The organism is Streptomyces sp. NPDC002324 (assembly GCF_053593335.1).
Genome location: NZ_JBSFCF010000009.1, coordinates 209,091 through 234,495 on the forward strand (window position 1 = coordinate 209,091; position 25,405 = coordinate 234,495).

Consider the following 25,405-nt stretch of genomic DNA (forward strand, 5'->3'; position numbering starts at 1 on the left):
CTTCACGGTCACTCCATGCCCCTGTCCGCCCCCGTATTTCGCATGCGCCGCGGTACCCGTTCGAAGCACGCAAGGGCCCGGGAGAACTGCTCGGCCCACCTCTCCGACGGATCCGGGCACCCGACGATGCGTTCCAACACGGATGGCGACGCATGGCGACCGTGGTAGAAGAGCCGTGTCTTCGTGCCCTTCCGCGCCCTGAACCGAGGCTCCCCCACCGGGCACGGGTCCTCTCCTTCCAGTTGGCTCCACATCATCGCGGCCACGTGCTCAGCCAGAGCATCCGGTGCCGTGGGCGCACCCACCCGGCTGTGGACCGCGCGGTCGGCGGCCTGGCCGATCGCGCAGTGCAGGAGGCGGCGGTCTTGGTCGGTGGTCTGGTACGAGGCGAGTGCCTGCCGCATCGCTTCTCCAGGCAACGGCGTGGTCCACCCCAACAGATGTGCCGCCACCGCCATCTCCGCCCACAGCACGATCCGCAGCTCCGGCTGGTCCATCAGCCGTTGCGCCCTGCGCAGGTCCCGCAGAGTGCACGGCTCCGGAGTGCAGCAGGGGCCGCATGCCCGACTGCGCTCGCCCGTCAGCGCGGCCGCCGACGCAGGCCGGATCGCCCCCGCGTCCTCACGGTCCGTCCCGTCCCGCATGCGGACTAGCAGCGGGTAATCCATACCGTCCGTGAAGACAGCGGCCTCACCCGGTCGCAGGGTGACCAGGTACTCGGACTGGGCCGCCGTGATGTTCATGGTCGCGCCGACCGCCTCGCGGTCGTCCTGGGCCGGCAGGCGGTGCACCACCTTCGCCGCCGTGTTCTTGATGACGTCCGGAAGCAGCTTGGAGGGGATCTGGTCGGCGATGATCAGACCCTCGCCGTAGGCCCGGATCTCAGCCAGCAGACCCGCGAACATCTCCACCGCGTGGGCGCTCGCGCCTCCCTCCTCCGCCCGGCGGAGCAGCCGGTGAGCCTCCTCGAAGACACTCAAGTGCCGCAAGGGAAAGGACAGTCGACGGGTCACGCGCTGTTCCATGCGCAGGTACTCGACGAGCCGGATGAGGATCGTGCCCATCAGGAACGCCTTGTCCTTGTCGTCGCCGACGTCCTCGATCTCGAAGACGACGTTGCAGCGCAGGAGTTCACCGAAGTCGAGCGGGCGGCCTCCCTCCAGGAAGCGGCCCGTCGTGCCGAGCCGCAGACTGGCCAGACGGATCTTGATGAAGCCCTGGACGTTGTCGGCGACCTCCTTGCCGTAGCCGATGTCGGTCACGACCTTCAGGGCCGTGTGCTCCAGGTCCTCAAGCGTGGGGTAGCGAGGCTCGGCGCCGGGGACGAGCGGTTCGCCGAGGGTGAGGTCCCAACCCAGGTCCTCATAGCAGCGGGTCAGCGCGGCGCTCAGGACCTGCGGGAACGGCTCCTGCGGATCGAAAGAGGCGAGGAAGAGGGCACGCACCATGTCGAGGTGCGTCTGGAGGGGGAAGCGCGATCCGTTCGCATAGGCCGAGGGCTCCAGGGGGTTCAGGCCGGCCGGGAGCGCGTCGGGGTCGCCGGGTTTGATGACGACGACCTCGCTCGTGTCGCCGAGCCGTGCCGACATGAACCGGTACTCGGCCTTGGCCGGCTCCACCACCAGCCACGGGATGCCCGCATGTGTCGCCGCTTCCAGCAGGCCGCGCACGGTCTGGGACTTGCCGCCGCCCGTCGCCCCGCACACAAAGGTGTGCCGGTTGAGGGTGGAGCGGGTCAGTTCCAGGTCACCCACCGGGCTGCGGTTGCGGTCGAGCACAGACCCGAGCCGGATCGGGGGCGGGGTGTCGGCCGCGGCCGGACGGCCCGTGGTCTCGGGGGTGACGTCGAACTCCGGGCGCAGCGCGAAACGTACGCCGGGTATCTCCTGGGCAGGCGGCCGTGCCAGAGATGCCAGCAGGTCGGATCCTGCGTGGAAGGGATACTCCTGGGGAGCGGGGAGAACTCCGCCGAGCGCCGTGGGCAGGTCTCCGACCCGCCCGGTCGGCCGGAGCGCGTAGGGCAGCCCCTCCAGGTCCGCGGACGCGCAGACCAGCGCGGCGACGCGGGTCGCGTCCTCCGGCGTACGGCCACCCGCCAGCAGGCGTATCCGCCACAGCCCGGTGGCCGTCGCCCTGGCCAGATCCTTGTGCCGTCGCTCCAACCGGGCCGCCGCGATGGCGTACTCGGGCGAGCCGTCCGCCTTGGACATCGCGCGGCGTTGTTCGTCGGCGATGTCGCCGGTGAGGTCGTCCAGTTCGGTGGCGGGCACCGGTTCGGCGAACACCATCCAGGCGAAGGGCTCCTGCCACACCGCGAGGAGGCAGTCCTCCAGGCCGGGCCGCTGCTGCGCGGCGCCGGTCCCGGTGGCGTTCGGTTCCGCGTCGACAAGCAGCCCGTCGGTCACACCGGCGACGACGCTCCAGTGCGGGAAGTCCGCGAACAGGGATGCGGCGGTTCCCGTCGGTTGGGCCAGCCCACGTGCGCCGGCGGGGAGCCGTAGCAGAGTGGTGTCGCCCTCCGCGTCGGCACGACCGCCGAGCAGAGCGCTCCCCCCGACCATCACATCGATGGGCCGGTCCGCCGCCCGCCGTGCCCAGCCGACGAACACCGCTCCGCCCGTCGGGTCGTCGGGGCGCCTGGCGTGATGCGCCGAGACCAGTGCGGCGAGCCGCTGGGCGTGCAGGTCGTCACCGGGGCCGCCCGGCCGGTCGTCCGTGAGGCGCTGGCGCGGAACCTCGCGCAGCAGACAGGCCTCCATGCCGACGAAGCACTGCCATGTGCCGACGTACGACGTGGTGTCCATGGGGTTCAGACCGCCCCTCGGCCGGCTTCACTCCGGCGAACGAGCGAACCACCCCGGATGCCGGAGATGTCCGACGCCGTGAAGAAAGAGGCATCAGCCCCCACTTGACCAGGATCGTGCGCAAGCAGTGCGGTTGGCAACGTCTCCCCCGTTGTCGATCTTGCGGCTACACCCTAGGGCCGGCTGGGCCCCAGGCCAAGCCTTGCAACTGTGACTTCGTTTGCCGTGGTTCCAACTGGACTCGGGGGACGAATTCGTGCAGCATGTTTCGGCTGCGAATAATGACTGGCTGTCCGCTTCGGCGGCCACGGGGGCGAGTTCAATCATCACAGGCGTACGTGCTGCCGCCCTCGGGACGGTCATTTCTCAACTGTCCATATGTGACTGCCTCTTCGGCACACATTCTCCCCAGGGCGGACCTCTCACGTGACCCATCCTGTCGATCCGCACCAACCGGGCCGGCCGGTCGGCCCCGGCCACCCTCACCAGGGCCGGCCGCCCCAGATGCCGCCCGCGTACCCGCCTCCCGGTGCGCCGCCGACCATGCCGCCGTACGGCACCCCTGCCCAGCCTCCACAGCCGCACGCGCAGGGTCCCGCCCACCCGCCTCCGGCACAACCGCACTACCAGGTGGCTCCACCCCAGCAGTTCGCACCGCCGCCGTACCCGCAACAGCAGCATCCCCAGCCGCACTACCCGACGCCTCCGCAGGCGCCCCAACCTCCCTACGCCACACCGCAGATGCCGCCCCAGGCCCCCCACCATCCGCTGTACGCGGCTCCGCAGGCCCCGCTGTACCCGCAGTCCCCCCAACCGCAGTCCGCGTACGCACCGCCCGCCCAGCCACCATCCGCCTACGCGCAGCCCCCACTGGGTAACCCACCACACCCTCAGCCGCAGTCGGCTCTTCCTCAGACGACGCAGTACCAGCAGTACGCACCGCCTCCCCCGGCCCCGCCCACCACCGCCCCCGGTGTCTCATCTCCCGCTGCCTACACCCCGGCGGGGACGCCCGAGGTCCGCCGCGGTGCCGATTCCACGTCCGTGACCACCCTGCTGCTCAACATCCCCCTCTTCCTGGGCAGCCTGCTAGTGATGATCCTGATATCACTGTCCATGCCGAGCGGTATGGACGTGGCGTTCGTCGTCGCCTGGCTGGCATCGGGTGCCCTGGTGTTCAACCGGCCGACCGAACGCGGCCTGGCAAAGCTGTACTTCAAGATGCGCGAACCCTTGGGCAGCGAACTCGCCGTTCTCCAGCCGCTCTGGGACGAGGTCACCCATCGCGCCGGCGTCGACGGGTCCAGGTACGACCTGTGGATGGAGGACACCGACGAGCTGAACGCCTCCGCCGCCGCAGGCCACATCGTCGGGGTCACCCGAGGCGCCATGCGCAACCTTCCTCCCCAGCACCTGGCCGCCGTACTCGCGCACGAACTGGGCCATCATGTCGGCGGCCACGCATGGGCCGGGCTGCTCGGCCACTGGTACGCCGTACCCGCCCGGCTGGTCATGAGTGCCCTGAGGCTGGTGATCCGCGTCATCGCCGCGATCTCCGAAATTCTCGCCGGGCTCTTCGTGCTGTTTCTCGGCGTACTGGCCATCGCCCTGCTGTTCACCTTCCCGGCCGCGCTCGCCCTCTACGCCGTACCGTTCCTGCTCGCCTGGTCCGGGCGTCAGAGCGAACTACGGGCCGACCGGTTCGCGGGCCTGATCGGCTATGGCCCGCTCCTGGTCTCCGTGTTCACCGCGTGGCATGCGGAGGGAGCCGATGACGCCCGCCGCAAGCAGCGAACCGTCGCACGCCTCATGTCCACCCATCCGCCGCTGCACAAGCGCATACGCGCGATCGAGACCTTCGTCGCCTGACCGGCCTGGAGCCCTCCCATGACGATCGAGACCACCGAGGCCGGGCCGCTCGGCCCGTATCTCAGACTCTTCGACCCCGGACAGCGCGTCGGCTGGGTCTACCGCGACCCCGAGTCGCTGCGTCAGCCCTTCGTCGAAGCTGAGCCGCAACGCCAAGTGCTGGACGGTAGCTACGAGAACCGCGTTCAGGCCGCCCGGCTGGACCGCAAGGAGCGCATCAGCTCCGCGCTGAGGATCGGTCTCCCCGTCGCGGTGGTCTTCTACCTGCTGAGCCTCGTCTTCACGGTGATGCTCGCCATCGGCGGTGTCATCGTCGGCATTCTGGTGGTGCGTGCCCTCTACGCCTCGTTGCGGTTCTCCGTCGCCACCCGCGCCCGCACCGCCCAGGAGAGGGCGCTGGAGGAAAGGTTCCAGCACGACTGGCAGTCATGGCACCAGCGCTGGACGCTCCACGAGGGACAGCAATCGCAGTGGGTCGCCGGCCTGGACGCCTGGGGCGCGCTGCCCTCCGGAGCGGACACCCGCCGGCTGGACGTCTTCGGCGGCAGCCAGCGTGGACGCGAGGGTTTCCTCACGGTGTTCGGCGCGTCGACGCTGCGCGACCGGCCGCTGATCGTGCTGGACCTGACCCAGGCCCTGGTGTGCCGCGAGTTGTCCGTGCTCGCCGAGGCGGGCGGCGTACCCGTGGACGTGCAACTGCTGCCCAGCCGTATGACGGAGAGTGGCATCGTGGGCGGGCTCGCGCCCCACGAACTGGTGCAGGCCCTGGTGGAGGCCATGCACGGGGACAGCCCGGAGTCGGGCCGGGCCGAGCGGGCCGTGTACACCCGGATCCTCACGCAACTGTGCGGCGCTTTGGGTGAGGACGTGTCCCTGGCGCGGCTGGGTGCCGGGTTGCGGGTCCTGGTGGGTGAGGCCGATGACGCCAAGGCGCTGAGCAGGGAGGAGCGCAACCGCATCGCGGACGACCTGTTCAGCGACAAGAACAAGGACCAGATGCGGGACAGCCTCATCCGGCTGGCGTCCTTCGTTCACCCGCTGGAGCAGCTGGGAACAGCCCGTGAGGGCCGCGGGCCCGGCTATCTGACATGTGTCGCCCTGGACTTCAGCGCGGGTTCGGCGAGCACGGAACTCCTGGCCGACCTCGCCATGCAGAGCGTGATGAGACGGCTCTCCTCGTTCCAGGAGGAGGCCCCCAGCGTCGTCGTGATGCTCGGAGAGCAGGGTCTCCAGCGACGCCATCTCGAACAACTGGCCCAGCTCTGCGAGCGCAGGGGCGCCCAGCTCACCTTCGTGCACTCGCATCTGCGGGATGCCGGCGAGGAACTCATCGGCGGCGGAACGGTCGCCTTCATGCGGCTCGGCAACCACCAGGAGGCCACGGTCGCCGCCGACTTCCTGGGCCGCCACCACTCCTTCGTCCTGCACTCCCTGACGGACACCGAGGGCAGGACCGTCAACACGTCCGTCGCGAAGACGCTCGGGTCCTCCATCAGCCGAGGCACCACGACCAGCCATTCGGTCACCGAGGGCAGGAACTGGGGCAGCAGCAGATCCTCCACCTACCAGGGCTGGTTCAACCCGCTCTCGACATCGGACTCCACCAACTCCGGCGGCAGCTACAGCGAGACGACCGGCACCTCCACCAGCGTCACGCACACCACAAACGAGTCCACCACTCACACGACCGGCGACAGTGACAGCACGAGCCTGGCGACCGGGCGGCAGCGCGTCTACGAGTACGCCCTCGAACCCACACAGCTCCAGTCGCTCGCCGAGTTCAACCTGCTGGTGGTGGAACGGCAGCCCGGCGGTGCCGTGCAGGTGCACGCCGCCGACTGCAACCCCAACGTCGTCCTGCTGGACCGGGTGAGCACACAGCCGCTGCCCCGCTTCGACGCCCTGCCGCACCACAGCCCCGCCCCCGCCATCGCCGGGGAGCAGGCGCACCCGGAGCCACAGCATCACTACACACCGGTGCAGCCCGGGACAGCGCAACAGCCGTACGCCGGAGCGCCCCAGCAGCCGTACGCCCCCGCTCCCCAGGTGATGCCGCCCCAGCAGCCGTATGCTCCGGCGGCACCGCAGGCCACGGGAGCCCCGTGGTCGTCGTCACCGGGTCAGTCGACCGACCCCCGCGCCTGGGGCATACCCCAGCAGCCGCCCCCGCCCCAGCAGCCCCCGGGCGGCTGGACCCAGGGGCCGCCGCCGAACTGGCCGGGGCAGCAGTAGCCACAGGTTCGAGAGGACACCAACAACCCGGGAGGCGAGGCGCATCCGATGGCCCACCTGATCGCCGGCCGCAGTCCGCGGCAGGTGCTCGACGAGTTGCTCGCGCTGAAGATAAGCGGCTGGCCCGGGCGCTGGTCCGCGATGCCGGAGGGCGAGGAAGACCTGAAGCAGTGGTACGGGGGCCTCAGTTGGGAGCCGCTCTGGCATCACAACCACAGGCAGTACGTGCGTACGGCCCCTGGAGGGCGCTTCCACTTCGTCCGGCACGGGAGGGCCAGGCAGCCGATCACGTCCATCAGCTCAACCATCTGGGCGCTCCGCGGAGAGACACTCGACGAGAACCCACGGCTGCGGGAGCTGGCCCTTGAGCGTTCGCAGGCCTACGCGGACGCCATCACCGCGGAGTTGGGAGCGCCCTCGGGGCAGGGTGCGCCGGCCTCCCGTGACTTCCCTGTGGTGCCGCGACACGCTTCCCGAGGCGGCGCAGAGCGGCCCCAACGCCTGGCACTGTGGCACCTCGACGGCCCGGGGTCGCCTCCGATCGAACTCACCGTGCTGCTCGGCATGGGGTCCGAGGAACGGCCTTGGCTCGCGAACACACGGATCGAACTGCACGCCCACCACGCGGAGGATCACCGTTGACACAGACTTCGAGAAGGGTCTTGGAGAGAGGTGACAGGTAGTGGCGACCGCGAGAATTAACCGGGCTGCCGCCCAACTGGCCGACGAAATACGGGCACTCGAACGCGTGCACTGGCCCACGGTGTGGGCGGGACCCCCCGCTCCGGGCCGGCCGCTGGAGGACTGGTGCGCCCAGTTCGGCTGGAAGCCGCGGTCCGCCGAGTGGGTCCTGGGCGTCACCGGCCCCACCGGGCAGTACATGGCGCTCTATCCCGTCCAGGAGCGTGGTTGGGCGCCGGTGAAGCTCGTCAGCTGGACCCCTTGTGGTCTGAGCGCCGACAACACCTCCGAGAACGACGCAGTCCTCGACCGTGCGGCCGACGCCTGGAGCACCTTCGAAGCGGCTCTCCGGCCCATCCTCGGCGAACCGGAGTACTCGGGCGCCTGGGATGATGCAGACTTTCCCGAGCCTTGGCACGAACACCACTGGCTCATGCCCCGCGATCTCCGGCTGGAGGACATGTGCCCGTACCGGATGACGATCTGGCGGGAACGCCATGCCGAGGACCGCATCACCGTCCTGAAGGTGAACCTGGGCCCCGCACTCGAACCGGGCGAACTGCGAACGCCTTCGATCAACATCAGCTGCCGCCCACCCGAGATCTGATCCGTCCGACCACGCGGCGCGGCGGTCAGATGGCGCGGGGCGTGGCCGGGCGCCAGATCCGCAGGTCGAGCTGTGCGGCTTCGCTCTCGTAGCCCCGCTCCAGGAATCCGCCTTGCATGAAGAGCCCGATGGCGGGAGTGGGCTCGCCCGCCGAGGGCCAGATCGCCACCCAGCGGGTGTCGAGTTTGAGACTCAGGCCCTGGCTCCGGCTCTTCCACTCCTTCGGGTACCCCCCTCCGTTCGGGTCACCGCAGTACCCGGGTTCGCCCAGGATCTCGGCGGCTGCGGCCACGCAGTCCGTCCACAGGGCGGCCGCGGGGTCGAGCACGTTCTTGTGGTGGCGTGAAGAGGGCTCGGAGCTGGTCCTCCAGAGTTTGGCCTCCAGCCAGTTCACGCGTGCCGGGTAGCGGAGCACCGGGGGCAGCCGCAGGGAGAGGCCTTCCCCTGTGGTGACTGAGACGCACTGTGATGTGTCGACGCCGGACACGGTCCACCCAAGCCCTCGCGCCCAGCGCTCCAGTTCGTCGACCGAGGCGAATGCCCGGTTCCACTCGTGGGCGCCGAAGATCGCGTCCCAGTCCCAGGTCGCCACCGCTCGCAGCTGGGTGGCCACGTCCTGCCAGGTCGTGTCCGGCATGTCCACCGGGTCCGGATCGCCGAGGAATCGCGGGGCGCCCGGGGCCGTACCCCTGCTGGTGACCTCGACGACCTTCTCCACCTCGGCGTCGCTGTCGTCCAGGACGATACGCGCGGGGTCGTGCAGGTTCAGGTCGACAGAATGTCGACCGAAGGCGTCGGCGAAGACCTCGAGGGCGATCACCGCGGCCCCGGGCTCCTGCGGATTCCACACAGCCAGCCGGTACGGGTTGTACCGCCGCCGCTCATCATCGGCTCCGGACCTCCTGCCGAAGCTGACGGGAAATCCGGCACCGTCCCAGGCGCCGTCCCAGGTGGGCGCGCCGAGGACACTCCGAGCGGCCGCCAGGTAGTCGGCCCACGCCGTGGCCGCCTCTGCCGCTTCCCTGGCGTGCATCCCCTTGTGCCGGTCAGGATCGCCGCCGGACCACAGCCGATGGGAGGCCCGGGCGTAATCCCGCGAATGGGAGGTCGTGGTCACCAGGTGATGCCGCTTTCCGGTGCGGGTCTGCACCGTTATCGGCCCCCAGTCGTTGGTGCGCCACTGGAAGTCGATCACCTGCCAGTCGAACTGGGCGAGCCACGCGGGGTCGGGCCGATAGCCGCCACCTGCTCCTGGCCAGACCTTTCGCCAGTCGACTTCGGTCAGTACGGCGAGCTCCGTCGCCAACTCCTGCGGTGTCGTATGGACCTTGGGGCCGGATACCGGCCCGCTGTTCACAACTGGCAAGGAAATCAACTCTCTCGGTACGGAGAGAGAGCAACGACGATCGAGCCTCACACTCGCCGACCCCCACGGCCATTATCGTCTCTTCGACGCTAAAGTCGAGATCATGAACGCCCGGGAAGCACAAGCCGACTGGTCGACCGAGTGGTCGCCCTGCAGCACTCCGGCTCCGGACACATGGAGATGCACACCTGGAAGGCGGTCGAGCCCTGTGACGGCCGACTGCTCCGACGAACGCCACGCCCGAATCGCCAGGGCGGAGGGGGAGCGGCGTGATGGCCAAGGAGGCGCCTGAGCATCACGCCGCGGCTACGGCTCCAAGACCGGGCAACCCTCCCGGGTCAGCCCCTCTCCACCGCCATGATGCCGACGCATTCTTCGAGCGCCGCACACAACGCCGGTACGAACGCGGCGAGTTCGGCGTCCGACGTCTTGCCCGCGTCCAGGACGGCACCCACGACCGTCACCAGTACGGCCGCGGCCCGCAGCGCGTGCGCGTCGGCGAGCGCGTCGAGCAGACCGCCGGGATGTGTGTCCGCGAGGGCCTCCCGGCCGGTCGCCGGATCGACGCCGAGGCCGCGGAGACGCGACACGGAAGTAGCCGCTTCCCGTCGGGGCCGCTGTGCGTTCGGCGTCCACGATACCCGTGGATAACCGCAGATAACCACGGATGCATGGAAAGCCGTGGTCACCCACGCTGAACTCATGGATCTTGACCGTACGCGCCCGCTGTGGCGGCAGATCGCAGCGGAGATCATCCGGCGTATCGAGGACGGCACCTACCCGCCGGGAAGCCGCGTGCCGTCCACTCTGGAGCTCGCGCAGGAGTTCGGCGTGGTGAACGCGACTGCGGCGAAGGCCATGCGGCACGTCCGGGAGCAGGGCTGGACACGAGGCGAAGTCGGGCTGGGGACCTTCGTGGCCGACCAGCTGCCGCCGCCTTCATGAGCCCCGGCCCCGGGCTCAGCCAAGCTCGGCCCGGTTCGCGGGCAATCCGCCCCTCGTGCCCTACGCAGCGGGCCCAGAGTTGTTGCTGACCTCGTCGATGTCGTCGAGGACCGCGCGCGCGTCGCGGACGTTCATCTCCAGGATGTCGCGCTCGTAGTTCCGGGGGTCACGCCGGTAGCGGGCCCTTCCCACCTCCGACACGAATGCGCCGGCCGGAATGGCGTCCTGGTCCGGCGGAAGGAACTTGAGCATCTCCTCGTACGCAGCGACAACGTAGGCCATCGCTCCCCGAAACTTGTGGTGCTCCGACTCAGGGGTGTTGAGGAGCTGAATTCCCGTGGATTCGGCGAGCCGGCCTGCGACCGCCTCGAACTCTCCGGGATCGATGATCTGCGACGGCTCCGCACCACCGAACGCCGGCGGGGGCGGCGGAAGCTCTTCTGTCATGCGGAATTCGAAACGGCGGGTCCGTGCGCACTGTGCGCAAGCACCCTCGTACACCGCGACCAGGGAATCGCCGCGCAGTTCCAGCCGGTGTTTGCGGTCGAACTCGCCCGACCCGCACTCGCACCGATGCAGGTCCGAGCGCTCCCACCCCCGGCGGACCGGCACCCGCCGGCCCCACAGCCGACCGGCCCGCACCCGCCACCCCCTCTGGGAAGTCGGCATGCCCCAGCGCCGCGCCCCCGGCCCGTCGCGCCCCACCCCCCAGCCCCAGCAACTGCCGCCCGGCCACGAGCGCCCTGGCCCAGGGGTGGGCATCGGCGACTGACCAGGCCCACTCTGGATGTCTCGTGGGGCGGGGCCGAGAATCAGCCCCGCCCCGCCCCCGTGATGGCCTCGTCGATGGCGAAGCCCTTCGCGGGCCCTTCGGGGATGACGACCTCCGTGCCGTAGGCAAACCGCCGGATGTCCCCCCAGTCGGCCGCCTCCGGGCGTGGTCCGGTGAAGAGCGTGACGGCCCCCTCACTGTCGTAGTCGTCGATGACCACGTACACCGGAATACCGGCACGGGCGTACTCGCGCCGCTTCTTCACCCGGTCCCGGTCCTGGTTCCGCTTCCCCGGGGAGACGACCTCGACGATGAGCTGCACGGAGTCGGCACGCACACCCATGTCGTCCTCGTCATGGCACGACTCCGTGTCCTCCGGAGCGACGAAGGCATCCGGGATCCACGCCTTACGGTTGTGGATCACGTTCCCGTCCTGGTAACAGGCGTACTCGCCGCCGTCCAAGAACCGGTCCAGGGCCCGTCGCACTCGATTGGCGATCAGCATGTGCGAACGGCGGGCGGTGGGCGACAACTCGATGGCTCCCTCAATGATCTCAGCGCGGTAGCCCTCGGGTGGGTCCATGGCCTTCCACACCTGCCACAGGGCCTCGTCCGGGCCGGGTCCGTTCGCGAATTCAGTCCCTGCCTCGGACATGGTCTCGGGCCTCTCATGTGCAAGAGCGGTCAAGGTGGCACCTCCTCCTCAAGTGTGGGCTGGGCGTGCACGGGGCACAAGCAACGCCGCCACGCTAGGCGGGCGTGCTCGCTCACCTGCGAAAACGCCCTCGCTTCACTCGAACTGGTGACGCAGAAACGACTCACCCCCACGAGCGTCGGCCCGCCTCCGCTCCCCGCCCCACACACCCCACCCACCTCGTACAACCATCCCCTCACTCCAAGAGTCTGATCGTCACCAGCGGTGTCCCCCGCCGGTGACGCTCTGCATCACGCTTCGAAGGACCCCATGACCTCAGTCAGACGCTCGACGGCCGCCACGGCCGCCGTCGTCGTGCTCGCCACAGCCGGCGGTCTGCTCGTCTCGACCGCCACGCCGGCGAACGCGGCCGTCACCTGCGCCTCCCCCGTCTTCAAGCGGCAGCTCTTCGCGAACACCTCCTTCTCCGGCACCCCCAAGAAGACCGACTGCGACAGCGCCGTCGACGAGAACTGGAAGACCGGGGCCCCCGCGTCCGGCCTGCCGAAGGACAACTTCGGTGTCCGCTGGTCCATGACCCGCGACTTCGGCTCCGGCGGCCCCTTCGCGCTCTCCGTCTCCGGCCTGGACGGCATCCGTGTCTACCTCGACGGCAAGCGGAAGATCGACCTCTGGAAGAACGGCACGACGGCCGTCTCGAAGTCCGTCAACCTGACGGTCCCGCCCGGCAAACACACCCTGCGCGTCGACCACGTCCACTGGACCGGCTCCGCCAAGGTCAAGTTCACGTACACGCCCCGTACCTCGGCCGACGTCGACAAGGTCAAGCCGTTCGCCCCGGCCGGCCTGACGGCCGCCTACTCCGACACCACCCAGCAGACCGGGCTGAGCTGGCGGAAGAACGCCGAGGCGGACCTGGCCGGATACCGGGTGTACCGACGCGTGGCAGCCACCACCGCCACCGACTGGCAGATCCTGCGCACCCTGGGGGCCACCACCACCTCGTACACCGACACCCCTGCCGCCACCGGGGAGACGTACGAGTACCTGGTCCGGGCGTACGACAAGGCCGGCAACCGCTCCGCCGACACCTCGACCGCCTCCGTGACCAGTGTCGCCGTCACCACGCCGACCGGCCTCACCGCCACCGGCACCGACACCGGGATCCACCTGACCTGGGACGCCGTTCCCGGGGCAGTGAGGTACCGGGTGCTCCGGTCGCACTCCGCGATCGACGGGGGCACCAGCTGGCAGACCACTGGCAACTCCCTGACCGACACCGGTGTGACCCGCTCCGCCCGGCACGAGTACGGGATCGCGGCGATCGACGCGAGCGGCCGGGTCACCGCCTACAGCACGGCCAGGGCCGCCCGCCGGCTGGTGGCCGCACCCACCATCGGCAAGGCGTTCCCCCATGCCCGCGCGGTCACCGTGACCTGGGACGCGGACTCCAGAACCGGCGGCTCCTCCATGGGCTACCGCGTCTACCGCGCCACGGGCACGAGCGCCACATGGGTCGAGGTGACCGACCGCTGCCGCTGGACCGAGCGCGATCTCGCCGACGGCACCGACCAGTACCTGTGCACCGACTGGTCGGCGGCCACCAGGACCTCCTACCGCTACGCCGTCAGCGGCTACGACAGCAACGACAAGGAGGGCCTGCGCAGTGGTGAGGTGGCCGCCACCACCGGCAGCGACAAGCAGGCGCCCGCGGCTCCGGCGTCCGTGACCGCGACCGTCGAGGACTGGGGCACCACCCTGACCTGGTCGCAGGTGGCCGACGCCGATCTCGACGGGTACACCGTGTGGCGGGGCACGATCGCCGACGGCGTCTGCACGGACGCCGAACAGGTCGACCACACCCGCGTGACCGAGACGACGTGGCGGGACGTCGATGTCGCGGACGGTGAGAACCTCTGCTACGTCGTCCGCCCCGTCGACTTCGCCGAGAACCTCGGCGCGGGCACCACGGTCCAGGTCACCGAGCGCGATCTGCGGCCCACCGTGGACACGCCGGCCGGAGCCACGCACGCGGCCGACGCGTCGCTCTCCGCCATCGGCCATGTGCAGGTGCACGGCTGGTCGCCCGCGGGCACCGAGGACTACGCGTCCTTCCGGGCCGCTCGCTGGAACGCGCGTACCGCCACGTTCGACGCGCTGCCGGACTCCGACCCGCTCCTCGACGAGAACGTCCCGGCCGGCACCTCCCTGTGGTACCAGGTCGTCGGCGTCCACGCGGACGGGACCACCTCGCTGCCGGTACTGGTGAGCGTGGCCGTACCACCGGCCTCCTGACGGAACGCCACAAGGGCCCGGTCTCGCTTCGCACCGAGACCGGGCCCTTCACATGGCTTCCCCAGCCGCCCGTAGGGCCTGCCGCGCTGCCGCCTACTCCTTGGCCTTCTTCGGCCGCCACACCACCAACGCGCTGCTCTGCTGCATCTCCTGATACGGCACCAGGTCGCGCCGGTAGGAGGCATGGACCGCCGCCTCGCGCTGGCGCATGGTCGCGGCGGCGCCGTCGAGGGCGGCCTCCATCTCGGCGACCCTCGACTGGAGGGCCGCGACCTGGTTCTCCAGCTCGATGATGCGCTTGATGCCGGCCAGGTTGATGCCCTCGTCCTGCGACAACTGCTGGACCGTGCGCAGCAGTTCGATGTCGCGGGCCGAGTAGCGACGGCCGCGCCCGGCGGTGCGGTCCGGGGAGACCAGGCCGAGACGGTCGTACTGGCGCAGGGTCTGCGGGTGCAGACCGGAGAGCTGGGCGGCCACCGAGATGACGTACACCGGTGTCTCTTCCGTCAGCTCGTACGCCCTGCCCAACGGATTCTGCCTACGGCGGCCGTCCATCACATTCATGCTCCCTTCGCGGCCTGGAACAGCTCCGCCCGCGGGTCCTCGCCCGCGGTCGCCTCGCGATACGCCTCCAGGGCGTCACGAGCCTTCCCCGACAGGTCCTTCGGAACACTCACCTCGACGGTGATCAGCAGGTCCCCGCGGGTGCCGTCCTTGCGGAAGGCGCCCTTGCCCCGGGCCCGCATCGTACGGCCGTTGGGGGTGCCCGGAGGCAGTTTCAGGGTGACCGGCGGTCCGCCCAGGGTCGGGACCCGGACCTCGCCGCCCAGGGCCGCCTCCGGATACGTCACCGGGACGGTCACCGTGAGGTTGTCGTCCCTGCGGCCGAACACCGGGTGCGGGTCGACGTGCACGACGACGTACAAGTCGCCTGCCGGGCCGCCCCGTTCGCCGGGCGCGCCCTTGCCGCGCAGCCGGATCCGCTGGCCGTCGGAGACGCCCGCCGGGATCCTGACCTGCATGGTGCGGGACGACTTGGCGCGGCCCGACCCCTTGCAGATGTCGCAGGGGTCCTCGGCGATCAGGCCCCGGCCCTTGCAGTCGGGGCAGGGGTCGGTCAGGGAGAAGCCGCCGCCGGAGCCCCGCGCGACCTGGCCGGTGCCGACGCACGTCGGGCACACGCGGGGTGTGCCGTTGGCGTCGCCGGTGCCCGAACAGGCCTTGCAGGGCGACTGCGAGGACATCCGGAGCGGGACGGTCGCGCCCTCGATGGCCTCGGTGAAGCTCAGCGTGACCTCGGACTCGATGTCCTGGCCGCGCCGGGGCTGCACGCGCGTGGTGCCGGAGCTGCCCCGGTTGAAGAGGCCGCCGAAGACATCGCCGATGCCCCCGCCGAAGCCGCCCGCCTGCCCCCCGCCCTGGGCGCCGCCTCCGAAGAGGTCGCCCAGGTCGAAGTTGAACGAGCCGCCGCCCGCACCCGGCCCCGGGCGGAAGCCGCCGTTGCCGAAGAGGGCGCGGGCCTCGTCGTACTCCTTGCGCTTCTTGGGGTCACCGAGGATGTCGTTGGCCTCGGAGATCTCCTTGAAGCGCTCCTCGGCCCTGGTGTTCCCCTTGTTGGCGTCCGGGTGGAACTCGCGGGCGAGTTTGCGGTACGCCTTCTTGATCTCGGCCTCGGTGGCGTCCTTGGGGACGCCGAGGACCTTGTAGTAGTCCTTCTCGATGAAGTCCTTGGTACTCATCCGCGACGTCCCTCCTTCCGCTCAGCCTGCATGCCGCCTGCGTCAGCCCTCGTCCGGGCCACCGCTCTCCTTGTCGTCGGCACCGGAGGCACCGGAGGCGCCCTCGGACTCCTCGGCCTTGGCGGACTGCGCACCGGGCTGCGGTTCGGCCACGGCCACCCGCGCGGGGCGGATGGTGCGCTCGCCGATGCGATACCCCGGCTGGAGAATCGCCACGCACGTCGTCTCGGTGACGTCGGGCGCGTAACTGTGCATCAGGGCCTCGTGGATCGTCGGGTCGAAGGGCTCGCCCTCCTTGCCGAACTGCTGCAGGCCCATCTTCGCCGCGACCGTCTCCAGCGACTCGGCGACGGACTTGAAGCCGCCGACCAGCTCGCTGTGCTCCCGCGCGCGGCCGATGTCGTCGAGTACGGGCAGGAGTTCGGTCAGGAGGTTCGCGACGGCGATCTCCTTGACCGTGATCCGGTCGCGCTCGACCCGTCGGCGGTAGTTCTGGTACTCGGCCTGGAGGCGCTGGAGGTCCGCCGTGCGCTCACCGAGCGCCGTACGCACCTGGTCCAGCTGTGCCGTCAGACCGGCCACCTGGGCCGTCGCCGCCGCGTCCCCGGCCGGGGCCGCCCCCTCCTGGGGGGCGGCCTTCGGCTCGGCGTCGTCAGAGCCGGAGGGGACATCAGGCTGCTGCGGCTGAGCCGACTGCGGCTGCTGCTCGTCGAAGCCCGGGGTCTCCTCCGTCACGCGGCACCGTCCTTGCGCTCACGGTCCTCGTCGACGATCTCGGCGTCCACGACGTCGTCGTCGGCCTTGGCGTCACCGGCGCCCGCCTCGCCGCCCGCGGCCTGCGCGGCCTGCGCGTCGGCGTACAGGGCCTGGCCGAGCTTCTGCGAGACGGCGGCGACCTTCTCGGTGGCCGTGCGGATCTCGGCGGTGTCCTCACCCTTGAGGACTTCCTTCAGCTCGGCGACGGCGGCCTCGACCTCGGTCTTGATGTCGCCGGGGACCTTGTCCTCGTTGTCCTTGAGGAACTTCTCGGTCTGGTAGACGAGCTGCTCGCCCTGGTTGCGGCTCTCGGCGGCCTCGCGGCGGGCGTGGTCCTCCTCCGCGTACTTCTCGGCCTCCTGGCGCATCCGGTCGACCTCGTCCTTCGGCAGCGAGGAGCCGCCGGTGACGGTCATCTTCTGCTCCTTGCCCGTGCCCAGGTCCTTCGCGGTCACGTGCATGATGCCGTTGGCGTCGATGTCGAAGGCGACCTCGATCTGCGGGACACCGCGCGGGGCGGGCGGCAGACCGGTCAGCTCGAACATCCCGAGCTTCTTGTTGTACGCCGCGATCTCGCGCTCGCCCTGGTAGACCTGGATCTGCACGGACGGCTGGTTGTCCTCGGCGGTGGTGAAGATCTCGGACCGCTTGGTCGGGATCGTCGTGTTCCGCTCGATGAGCTTGGTCATGATGCCGCCCTTGGTCTCGATACCGAGGGACAGCGGGGTGACGTCGAGGAGCAGGACGTCCTTGACCTCACCCTTGAGGACACCGGCCTGGAGGGCGGCGCCGATGGCGACGACCTCGTCCGGGTTCACACCCTTGTTGGCCTCGTTGCCGCCGGTCAGCTCCTTGACCAGCTCGGCGACGGCGGGCATACGGGTGGAGCCGCCGACGAGAACGACGTGGTCGATCTCGGAGAGGGCGATCCCGGCGTCCTTGATGACGTTGTGGAACGGCGTCTTGCAGCGCTCCAGCAGGTCGGCCGTCAGCTGCTGGAACTGGGCCCGGGTGAGCTTCTCGTCCAGGTGCAGCGGGCCCTCGGCGGAGGCGGTGATGTAGGGCAGGTTGATCGAGGTCTCCGTGGAGGAGGACAGCTCGATCTTCGCCTTCTCGGCGGCCTCGCGCAGACGCTGCAGGGCCATCTTGTCCTTGGCGAGGTCCACGCCGTGGCCGGCGCGGAACTGCTGCACCAGGTAGTCGACGACACGCTGGTCCCAGTCGTCACCACCGAGGTGGTTGTCACCGTTGGTGGCCTTCACCTCGACGACGCCGTCACCGATCTCCAGGAGCGACACGTCGAAGGTGCCACCGCCGAGGTCGAAGACGAGGATCGTCTGGTCGTCCTTGTCCAGGCCGTAGGCGAGGGCGGCGGCGGTGGGCTCGTTGACGATACGGAGCACGTTCAGCCCCGCGATCTCACCGGCCTCCTTCGTCGCCTGGCGCTCGGAGTCGTTGAAGTACGCCGGGACGGTGATGACCGCGTCCGCGACCTTCTCACCCAGGTACGCCTCGGCGTCGCGCTTCAGCTTCTGCAGGATGAAGGCGCTCATCTGCTGCGGGTTGAAGTGCTTCCCGTCGAGCTCGATCTTCCAGTCCGTGCCCATGTGACGCTTGACGGACCGGATCGTCCGGTCCACGTTCGTGACCGCCTGGCGCTTGGCGACCTCGCCGACGAGCACCTCACCGTTCTTGGCGAAGGCGACGACGGACGGCGTGGTCCTGGCGCCCTCTGCGTTGGTGATGACGGTGGGCTCGCCGCCTTCAAGAACGCTGACGACGGAGTTAGTCGTGCCCAGGTCGATGCCGACCGCACGTGCCATTTCAATTCCTCCAACAATGACTTGAGTGGAACAGGCTCAAGTGTGCACGACGCCTCCCGATGGGTCAACAGACCTGAGCCGAGGGGGCTCAACTCTTATGTTTTCCTTATACGCAAGTGGGGGCTGACCTGGGCTTACGGGGAGGGGCGGGGGCATGGGGGTGACGGCGGCTGGGTGGGGGCGCGTGGAGGGGGTTCTACCCCACCCACCCCCGCCGCCCCAGCTCGGCCGCCTCCTGTCGGCCGAGGCGGGTCGGCCGGGAGGAGGGGCTGGGGGCCCGGCCCCCCGGAATGGAGCGAGGCGCGGCGGCGTCGGGCACCCGGTGGACGCCCGTCGGAACCACCCGGGCGACCGTGGGCCGCGGACGGCGCGCGGCGGCACCCGCGGCGGCTGAAGCGGCGGCACCCCCGGCGGCCGGAACGGACCGCGCACCGGACCGCGCGGCCCGACCGGCGGCCACGGCGGTGCGAGGCGGACCCACCGGCACGAAGAGCATCCCGAGGACGACCACCCCGGCCACCCCCGCCACCCACCACGCGACCCCCGGCTCCGTCCACAGCATGTGGATGGCGAGCCCCACCCCGGCGGAGCCCCCCGCGGCGATCCCCAGCACCACCACCACCCCCGGCGGCGTGAGACCGATCCGCCGCAGCCGGTGGGCGAGATGGTCGGGCCCGCCCCGCCACAGCTCCCGCCCCGCCCGCTTCCGCGACACGAGGACGAGGACGGCGTCGGCGGTGGCCACGGCCGTGAGGGCGAAGGGTGCCCCGATCCCCGCCCCGTACCCGACGGCGTACACATGCAGCACACCCCCCGCGAGCACGAAGCCCACGAAGAGCGCCCCGCACGTGCCGAGCACGACCCGCGCGGGCGGCCAGTTGTGCATCAGGAACCCGGTGAGCGCGGCCGCCACCACGCTGAACAGCGTCGCCAGACCGTCCATGACCTCCGCCGCCGCACACCCGCTCAGCGCGAACGCGGTGACCGCCCCGACCACCCCGAGCGCCCCGTCGGAACGCGCCATCCCCTTGAACCCGTGCACCACGAGGGTGATCCAGACGATCCCCGACACACCGCCCAGCACGCCCAGGTCGCGATACGGCACCACCAGCGCGGCGGCGACGACGACCCCCGCCGCCCCGACCACCGCCGGAAGGCGCCACACGTCACCGACCAGCCCGAGCAGACCGAGCCCGGCCCCCGCGACGATCAGCCACCCGGCCTCGCCCCCCAGTGGAGCGACCCCGCTCCACTCCCCCACCCAGGCCACGGCCCCCACCCCGGCCATCACCGCGACACCGCCGAGCACCGGTACGCGCCGTCCGCGCCGCCGCTCCACGATCCCCAGCCGCAGCGCGGGCACACGGACGGCCGCCGAGAGCACGGCGGTCAGCAACAGGGCGGAGGCGGCAGCGAGGATTCCGTACAGCACGGATCCAAGTTAGGCGCGAATGTCACAATTTCTCATGAATAACACGATCGTTTTGAAACAGCATGCCCGCGCCGGCACCGCAACCGGCCCTCACCCCGACACCGCCCCCGTACCACCCCCGGCGCGACAGGCCCGCACTCAGGCAACCCTCAGCGACGCAGATCACCGCCCTCCTGGCTACAGTGCGGCAGGAGAACTGGGTAGTCTCAGACGGACTGCATAAGTTACCGCTTAGTAATGATCTCCAATGATCTCCGAGGAGCCGGGCAGGCACCCCGGAGAAAACCCTCGCAGGCCCGAGGAGCCCCCAATGCAACTCGCCGCGATCATCGTGTCGCTGGTCCTGACCGTGGTCGGCGTTGCGCTCATCGCCCGAGCCGTGGCGCAGATCTACCGGTTCGTGAAGCTCGGTCAGCCGGTGCCCGCGGGCAGCCGTACGGACGACCCGAAGGCGCGCTCGATCACCCTGGTCAAGGAGTTCCTCGGCCATACCCGGATGAACCGGTGGGGGATCGTGGGCTTCGCCCACTGGTTCGTCGCGATCGGCTTCCTGACGCTGCCGCCGACCCTGGCGCAGGCGTACGGCCAGCTGTTCCAGGCCGACTGGACGCTGCCGGTGATCGGCGGCTTCCTGCCGTTCGAGATGTACATCGAGTTCATCGGTGTGATGACGATCCTCGGCATCCTGGTGCTGATCGCCATCCGGCTGCTCAACCTGCCCTCCCGGGCCGGCCGCAAGTCGCGTTTCGCGGGCTCCAAGGCCTGGCAGGCGTACTTCGTCGAGTACGTCATCCTCACCATCGGCCTCGCGATCTACACCCTGCGCGGCCTCGAAGGCGCCATCCACCACGTGGACCACTACGAGGCCGGGTACTTCGCCTCGTACCCGCTGGTCGTGGCCTTCCGGGACCTGGACCCGAGCACCCTCCAGAACCTGATCTACCTCACCGCGATGATCAAGATCGGCACCTCGCTGATCTGGATGATCACGGTCTCGCTGAACACCAACATGGGTGTCGCCTGGCACCGTTTCCTCGGCTTCCCGAACATCTGGTTCAAGCGCAACGCCGACGGCGCCACCGCGCTGGGCGGACTGCAGCCGATGACCTCCGGCGGCAAGCCGATCGACTTCACCGACCCCGGTGACGACGACGTCTTCGGTGTCTCCCAGGTCGAGCAGTTCTCCTGGAAGGGCATCCTCGACTTCTCCACCTGCACCGAGTGCGGTCGCTGTCAGTCGCAGTGCCCGGCCTGGAACACCGGCAAGCCGCTGTCCCCGAAGCTGCTGATCATGTCGCTGCGCGACCACGCGCACGCCAAGGCCCCCTACCTCCTCGCCGGCGGCGGCAAGAACGCCGAGGGCGAGGAGAAGGCGTCCGAGGAGCAGCTCAAGGACGTGCCCGCCGCCGCTCTCGCGGAGGCCGAGCGGCCGCTGATCGGGACCGTCGAGGAGAACGGCGTCATCGACCCGGACGTCCTGTGGTCCTGCACCACCTGCGGCGCCTGCGTCGAGCAGTGCCCGGTCGACATCGAGCACGTCGACCACATCGTCGACATGCGCCGCTACCAGGTGATGATCGAGTCCGCGTTCCCGTCCGAGGCGGGCACGATGCTCAAGAACCTGGAGAAGAAGGGCAACCCCTGGGGCCTGGCGAAGAAGCAGCGCCTGGAGTGGCTCAAGGAGGTCGAGTTCGAGGTCCCGGTCGTCGGCAAGGACATCGAGGACCTCTCCGAGGTCGAGTACCTGTACTGGGTCGGCTGCGCCGGCGCCCTGGAGGACCGCGCCAAGAAGACCACCAAGGCCTTCGCCGAGCTGCTCCACATGGCGGGCGTGAAGTTCGCCATCATGGGCGGCGACGAGAAGTGCACCGGCGACTCCGCCCGCCGCCTCGGCAACGAGCCCCTCTTCCAGGAGCTCGGCATGGAGAACGTGGCCGCGCTGAACATGGCCTTCGGCGAGGACGACGAGGACGAGTCGACCAAGAAGCCCAAGTCCGCGAAGAAGATCGTCGCCACCTGCCCGCACTGCCTCAACACGCTCGGCAACGAGTACCCGCAGCTCGGCGGCGACTACGAGGTCATCCACCACACCCAGCTGCTCCAGCACCTCATCGACGAGGGCAAGCTGATCCCAGTGACCCCGGTCGAGGGCCTGATCACCTACCACGACCCCTGCTACCTGGGCCGCCACAACAAGATCTACACGCCCCCGCGCGAGATCATGTCGGCCGTCCCGGGCCTGCGCCAGCAGGAGATGCACCGCCACAAGGAACGCGGCTTCTGCTGCGGCGCCGGCGGCGCGCGGATGTGGATGGAGGAGCGGATCGGCAAGCGCATCAACAACGAGCGCGTCGACGAGGCCCTCTCCCTCAACCCGGACATCGTCTCCACCGCCTGCCCGTTCTGCCTCGTCATGCTGACCGACTCGGTCAACGGCAAGAAGAACGAGGGCAAGGCCAAGGAGTCCATCACGGTCGTCGACGTCGCCCAGCTGCTGCTGGAGTCCGTCAAGACGCCCGTCCCGGACGAGGACGAGCCCCCGGCGGGCACGACGGACGCGGAGAGCGAGCCGGAGCCGCAGCCGGTGAAGTAGCCGTCCGCGCACGGCAGTCGCCCCGACGCCCCCGGTCCGAGCGGACCGGGGGCGTCGCCGTGCCACGGCCCGCATGTCTCACCCGGCCCGCACGTCTCACACGGCCTGCACGGGCACGCCCAGCTCACCCGGCCCGCACGGGCACGCACAGCTCAGGGAACCTGCGGCTCAGGGCTGGTACCGCTCACCCTTCCTCGGCCGCGAGCAGGGCCTCGACCTCCGGCGCCAGGTCGTCGTCGGACAGGGGGACCATGAGGAACGGCTCCTCGTCCGCCGAGTAACGGATCGCTATGGCGTCGGCCGGGTCCAGCCCCTTGATCTCGTACGCCTGGTACGCCGTCGGTTCGGCCGAGGGGTCGACCTCGCCGGGTGTGTCCCAACACGGCACCGCCCGGGCGATCCCGGCCTTGGCCCCCAGCTCGAACTTCGCGTCGCCCCGGCTGACGTAGCTCTCGTCCCCGTACTCCACGACGAGCGCACACTTCCCCGCAGCCACCCCACTACCGCTGTCTCCGCTGTCGGAACCGTCGTCGTGGGTGCCGTCGTCGTGGGTGCCGTCGCCCTCGTCGCCCCGGTGCTGCTTCCCGAAGAGGCGCTCGGCCGCTTCCCGCACGCCCTCGTCCGCGGTCATGTGGATCACGACGCGCACCTCGCCCCCCGGGGACTCGCGGACCGCGATCGCGTCCTCGGTGTCGACGCCCTTGATGGCGTAGGCCGCGTAATCGCCCAGGTCCCCAGGCTCCACCTGATCCTCCTCGCCACCGCCCTGGTCGTCGCAGACCGAGTCCCGTGCGGTGCCCACCTCGGCGCCGAGGGTGTGACCGACCTTGCCCGCGTCGACGTACTGCCGGTTGTCGTAGTCCACGGCGAACGCGCACGAGGCCGAACTCGTGCCCCCGGTGTCCAGTGCCGCGCACCCGACGGCCAGGGGCGTCATCGCGAGGACGGTCAGGGCGATCCGTACACGGGTACCGCTCAGCATCATGTCTCCCACCGGTCGACGGCTCGTCTGTCGTTGCCTCGTCACCGCAGACGCACGAGCGCGGAAGAACGTTCGGACCGCCGGCACCGCCCCACACCCCCACTCCCACCCCCACCCCCGACGCACCCAACACTCCGGAATTTCCCCTGAGTTCACGTACAACCCACCCACCCCTCCGATGGTCTCCTCTTCGCCGACGTCCTCCCCGACCGCCGACCGCCGACCGGCTCCCGGCGTACGCGGGCGGAACAGGCACCCCATCGACGTGGACGCCCGCTGCCGGACGTCCCGTATGCCGCAGGAGATCCCCGCATGCACCAGCACCTGCGACTCGCCCTCACGACGGCCTCCGCGGCCGCGCTGACCGGCGGTCTGCTCACCTTCTCCGCCGCGACGGCCACGGCCGCCGACCCGGTCCACCACCCCGTGGCCGACTTCGACGACGACGGGTACGGCGACATCGCGTACTCGGCCCCCGTCTCCACGGTGGACGGCAAGACCTACGCCGGCCAGATCGTCGCCCTGTACGGCTCGCCGAACGGCGTGACGGGTGAGAACCGCACCACGCTCAGCCAGAACACCCCCGGCATTCCCGGCAGCGCCGAGCAGGGCGACCGCTTCGGCGGGGTCAGCGCGTACGGCGACTTCGACGGCGACGGCTTCGACGACCTCGCCGTGTCCGCGAGCCTGGAGGACACCGGACGCGTGCGGGACACGGGCACGGTCACGATCGTCTGGGGTTCACCGCGCGGCTTGTCCGGCGGTACGACGCTGGCGGACCCGGCGCCCTCCAGGCACGGCGGCTGGGGCAAGTCGCTGGCGGCGGGCGACTTCGACGGCGACGGCACGGAGGACCTCGCGATCGGCACCGCGTCGAGCACGGTCCATGTGTTCGGGGACGGCATCGCCGAGTCGGGCAAGCCCGGCTCGTACCGCACCTTCGAGGCGCCCATCAGGTCCGAGGAGTTCACGGGCGCGCTCGACCTCACCGCGGGCGACGTCAACGCCGACAGGCGGACCGATCTGATCGTCAGCGGCATCGAGGCCGGCGGCGCGTGGCGCTACAACGTCAACTTCTACGTACCCGGCACGGCCTCCGGCCTGTCCGTCGCCTCGGCCCGGAAACTGAAGCCCGGCCTCGTCAGCGCCATCGGCGACATCGACGGCGACGGCTTCGGGGACATCGTCACCGGCCAGCACTGGGACCCGATCGACGACCCCGACGTGCTCTCCGCGCCCGGCTCCGTCACCGGCGGCAAGGTCAACATCACCTACGGCTCGGCCGCCGGCCCGGTCACGGCCACGTCCACCACGGTGTCCCAGAACACCGGCCGGGTGCCCGGCACCTCCGAGCGCGAGGACAGCTTCGGCTTCGAACTCTCGCTCGGCGACATCAACGGCGACGGCTTCCAGGACCTGGTGATCGGCACCTTCGACGAGGACCTGAAGGGGGTCGTCGACGCCGGCGCGGTGACGGTCCTCTACGGCTCGGCCGCCGGCCTGGACACGGACTCCGGCATCCAGTACTTCACCCAGTCCACGGCCGGCGTCCCCGGCACGAACGAGAGGTACGACCATTTCGGCTCCGAGGTGAAGCTCACCGACCTCACCGGCGACGGCAGGGCGGACCTCACGGTCGGCAGGGCCGGCGAGAACTACGCCAACGGCTCGGTGGTCTACCTGCCCTCCGACGGCACGAGGATCACCACGACCGGCACGCGTTCCCTCGGCCCGTCCGCCGTGGGCGTGTCGACGCACGCCTCCCCGAACTTCAGCGCCGACGCGGCCAACTGACCCGTACGCGGTCCCAACCTCTCCCCCGTCCCTCCCATCCCTCCCATCGCAACCTCTCCC

The 25,405-nt window shown here is 70.0% G+C and carries 19 protein-coding genes; 8 read left to right on the forward strand and 11 right to left on the reverse strand.

Going from position 1 to position 25,405, the window contains the following annotated elements; genetic code table 11:
• Positions 1 to 8 precede the first annotated feature (8 nt).
• Positions 9 to 2,804, reverse strand: a complete 2,796-nt coding sequence (locus ACWCRJ_RS15450; protein ID WP_450939748.1) for an ATP-binding protein — start codon at positions 2,802 to 2,804, stop codon at positions 9 to 11.
• 1,044 nt (positions 2,805 to 3,848) lie between these two features.
• On the opposite strand from ACWCRJ_RS15450, the gene ACWCRJ_RS15455 reads away from it, so the two are divergent.
• From ACWCRJ_RS15455 to ACWCRJ_RS15470, 4 genes are read left to right on the forward strand one after another with little or no spacing between them, the layout of a single operon-like run.
• Complete coding sequence (locus ACWCRJ_RS15455) at positions 3,849 to 4,673, forward strand: M48 family metalloprotease (protein ID WP_450939749.1); 825 nt, start codon at positions 3,849 to 3,851, stop codon at positions 4,671 to 4,673.
• A gap of 18 nt (positions 4,674 to 4,691) precedes the next feature.
• A complete protein-coding gene (locus ACWCRJ_RS15460; protein ID WP_450939750.1) occupies positions 4,692 to 6,905 on the forward strand; it encodes a hypothetical protein in 2,214 nt (737 codons plus the stop codon).
• A 48-nt stretch (positions 6,906 to 6,953) separates the two neighbouring features.
• A complete protein-coding gene (locus ACWCRJ_RS15465; RefSeq protein WP_450939751.1) occupies positions 6,954 to 7,547 on the forward strand; it encodes a hypothetical protein in 594 nt (197 codons plus the stop codon).
• A 40-nt stretch (positions 7,548 to 7,587) separates the two neighbouring features.
• Positions 7,588 to 8,193, forward strand: coding sequence for a hypothetical protein (locus tag ACWCRJ_RS15470; RefSeq protein ID WP_450939752.1), 606 nt, complete (start codon positions 7,588 to 7,590; stop codon positions 8,191 to 8,193).
• Positions 8,194 to 8,218: 25 nt separating this feature from the next.
• On the opposite strand, the gene ACWCRJ_RS15475 is transcribed toward ACWCRJ_RS15470, so the two are convergent.
• Both ACWCRJ_RS15475 and ACWCRJ_RS15480 read right to left on the reverse strand, forming a co-directional pair.
• Positions 8,219 to 9,550 (reverse strand): hypothetical protein, encoded by a 1,332-nt coding sequence (locus ACWCRJ_RS15475; RefSeq protein WP_450939790.1) that lies wholly within the window; start codon positions 9,548 to 9,550, stop codon positions 8,219 to 8,221.
• A 347-nt stretch (positions 9,551 to 9,897) separates the two neighbouring features.
• Positions 9,898 to 10,149 carry a hypothetical protein gene (locus tag ACWCRJ_RS15480; protein WP_450939753.1) on the reverse strand — a complete coding sequence of 84 codons (252 nt, stop codon included), beginning with the start codon at positions 10,147 to 10,149 and terminating at the stop codon, positions 9,898 to 9,900.
• A gap of 112 nt (positions 10,150 to 10,261) precedes the next feature.
• Here ACWCRJ_RS15480 and ACWCRJ_RS15485 point away from each other — a divergent pair, with 112 nt between their 5' ends.
• Positions 10,262 to 10,504 (forward strand): GntR family transcriptional regulator, encoded by a 243-nt coding sequence (locus ACWCRJ_RS15485; protein ID WP_381325167.1) that lies wholly within the window; start codon positions 10,262 to 10,264, stop codon positions 10,502 to 10,504.
• A gap of 60 nt (positions 10,505 to 10,564) precedes the next feature.
• On the opposite strand, the gene ACWCRJ_RS15490 is transcribed toward ACWCRJ_RS15485, so the two are convergent.
• Both ACWCRJ_RS15490 and ACWCRJ_RS15495 read right to left on the reverse strand, forming a co-directional pair.
• Positions 10,565 to 10,951, reverse strand: a complete 387-nt coding sequence (locus tag ACWCRJ_RS15490; RefSeq protein ID WP_450939754.1) for a hypothetical protein — start codon at positions 10,949 to 10,951, stop codon at positions 10,565 to 10,567.
• A gap of 365 nt (positions 10,952 to 11,316) precedes the next feature.
• A complete protein-coding gene (locus ACWCRJ_RS15495) occupies positions 11,317 to 11,964 on the reverse strand; it encodes a Uma2 family endonuclease (RefSeq protein ID WP_450939755.1) in 648 nt (215 codons plus the stop codon).
• Positions 11,965 to 12,240: 276 nt separating this feature from the next.
• Here ACWCRJ_RS15495 and ACWCRJ_RS15500 point away from each other — a divergent pair, with 276 nt between their 5' ends.
• A complete protein-coding gene (locus ACWCRJ_RS15500; RefSeq protein WP_450939756.1) occupies positions 12,241 to 14,226 on the forward strand; it encodes a fibronectin type III domain-containing protein in 1,986 nt (661 codons plus the stop codon).
• A gap of 93 nt (positions 14,227 to 14,319) precedes the next feature.
• On the opposite strand, the gene ACWCRJ_RS15505 is transcribed toward ACWCRJ_RS15500, so the two are convergent.
• The 5 genes from ACWCRJ_RS15505 to ACWCRJ_RS15525 form a co-directional block, all read right to left on the reverse strand.
• Positions 14,320 to 14,781: a heat shock protein transcriptional repressor HspR gene (locus tag ACWCRJ_RS15505; RefSeq protein WP_450939791.1), complete on the reverse strand. Its 462-nt coding sequence runs from the start codon at positions 14,779 to 14,781 to the stop codon at positions 14,320 to 14,322.
• 5 nt (positions 14,782 to 14,786) lie between these two features.
• The gene (gene dnaJ, locus ACWCRJ_RS15510) at positions 14,787 to 15,965 is read right to left on the reverse strand and encodes a molecular chaperone DnaJ (RefSeq protein WP_450939757.1); all 1,179 of its coding nucleotides are present in this window, start codon (positions 15,963 to 15,965) and stop codon (positions 14,787 to 14,789) included.
• Between the two features lie 42 nt (positions 15,966 to 16,007).
• Entirely contained in the window at positions 16,008 to 16,700 is a 693-nt protein-coding gene (grpE, locus tag ACWCRJ_RS15515; protein WP_450939758.1) for a nucleotide exchange factor GrpE, read from the reverse strand.
• Positions 16,697 to 18,544 carry a molecular chaperone DnaK gene (gene dnaK / locus ACWCRJ_RS15520; RefSeq protein WP_037727370.1) on the reverse strand — a complete coding sequence of 616 codons (1,848 nt, stop codon included), beginning with the start codon at positions 18,542 to 18,544 and terminating at the stop codon, positions 16,697 to 16,699. Before dnaK ends, grpE begins: the two co-directional genes overlap by 4 nt.
• A 196-nt stretch (positions 18,545 to 18,740) precedes the next feature.
• Positions 18,741 to 19,976 carry an MraY family glycosyltransferase gene (locus ACWCRJ_RS15525; protein ID WP_450939759.1) on the reverse strand — a complete coding sequence of 412 codons (1,236 nt, stop codon included), beginning with the start codon at positions 19,974 to 19,976 and terminating at the stop codon, positions 18,741 to 18,743.
• Between the two features lie 310 nt (positions 19,977 to 20,286).
• Here ACWCRJ_RS15525 and ACWCRJ_RS15530 point away from each other — a divergent pair, with 310 nt between their 5' ends.
• The gene (locus ACWCRJ_RS15530; protein ID WP_450939760.1) at positions 20,287 to 22,569 is read left to right on the forward strand and encodes a heterodisulfide reductase-related iron-sulfur binding cluster; all 2,283 of its coding nucleotides are present in this window, start codon (positions 20,287 to 20,289) and stop codon (positions 22,567 to 22,569) included.
• 184 nt (positions 22,570 to 22,753) lie between these two features.
• Here ACWCRJ_RS15530 and ACWCRJ_RS15535 read toward each other — a convergent pair whose 3' ends face one another.
• Positions 22,754 to 23,554 carry a DUF6281 family protein gene (locus ACWCRJ_RS15535; RefSeq protein ID WP_450939761.1) on the reverse strand — a complete coding sequence of 267 codons (801 nt, stop codon included), beginning with the start codon at positions 23,552 to 23,554 and terminating at the stop codon, positions 22,754 to 22,756.
• Between the two features lie 309 nt (positions 23,555 to 23,863).
• Between ACWCRJ_RS15535 and ACWCRJ_RS15540 the strand changes: the two genes are divergently transcribed.
• Positions 23,864 to 25,345: an FG-GAP and VCBS repeat-containing protein gene (locus tag ACWCRJ_RS15540; RefSeq protein WP_450939762.1), complete on the forward strand. Its 1,482-nt coding sequence runs from the start codon at positions 23,864 to 23,866 to the stop codon at positions 25,343 to 25,345.
• The last annotated feature ends 60 nt before the right edge of the window (positions 25,346 to 25,405 follow it).

Bases quoted from the DNA above. Each gene is read 5' to 3' on its own strand.
- ACWCRJ_RS15450 (WP_450939748.1), bottom strand. From the start codon at position 2,804: ATGGACACCACGTCGTACGTCGGCACATGGCAGTGCTTCGTCGGCATG.
- ACWCRJ_RS15460 (WP_450939750.1), top strand. From the start codon at position 4,692: ATGACGATCGAGACCACCGAGGCCGGGCCGCTCGGCCCGTATCTCAGA.
- ACWCRJ_RS15465 (WP_450939751.1), top strand. From the start codon at position 6,954: ATGGCCCACCTGATCGCCGGCCGCAGTCCGCGGCAGGTGCTCGACGAG.
- ACWCRJ_RS15485 (WP_381325167.1), top strand. From the start codon at position 10,262: ATGGATCTTGACCGTACGCGCCCGCTGTGGCGGCAGATCGCAGCGGAG.
- ACWCRJ_RS15490 (WP_450939754.1), bottom strand. From the start codon at position 10,951: ATGACAGAAGAGCTTCCGCCGCCCCCGCCGGCGTTCGGTGGTGCGGAG.
- ACWCRJ_RS15500 (WP_450939756.1), top strand. From the start codon at position 12,241: ATGACCTCAGTCAGACGCTCGACGGCCGCCACGGCCGCCGTCGTCGTG.
- ACWCRJ_RS15505 (WP_450939791.1), bottom strand. From the start codon at position 14,781: ATGGACGGCCGCCGTAGGCAGAATCCGTTGGGCAGGGCGTACGAGCTG.
- dnaJ (WP_450939757.1), bottom strand. From the start codon at position 15,965: ATGAGTACCAAGGACTTCATCGAGAAGGACTACTACAAGGTCCTCGGC.
- dnaK (WP_037727370.1), bottom strand. From the start codon at position 18,544: ATGGCACGTGCGGTCGGCATCGACCTGGGCACGACTAACTCCGTCGTC.
- ACWCRJ_RS15530 (WP_450939760.1), top strand. From the start codon at position 20,287: ATGCAACTCGCCGCGATCATCGTGTCGCTGGTCCTGACCGTGGTCGGC.
- ACWCRJ_RS15535 (WP_450939761.1), bottom strand. From the start codon at position 23,554: ATGATGCTGAGCGGTACCCGTGTACGGATCGCCCTGACCGTCCTCGCG.
- ACWCRJ_RS15540 (WP_450939762.1), top strand. From the start codon at position 23,864: ATGCACCAGCACCTGCGACTCGCCCTCACGACGGCCTCCGCGGCCGCG.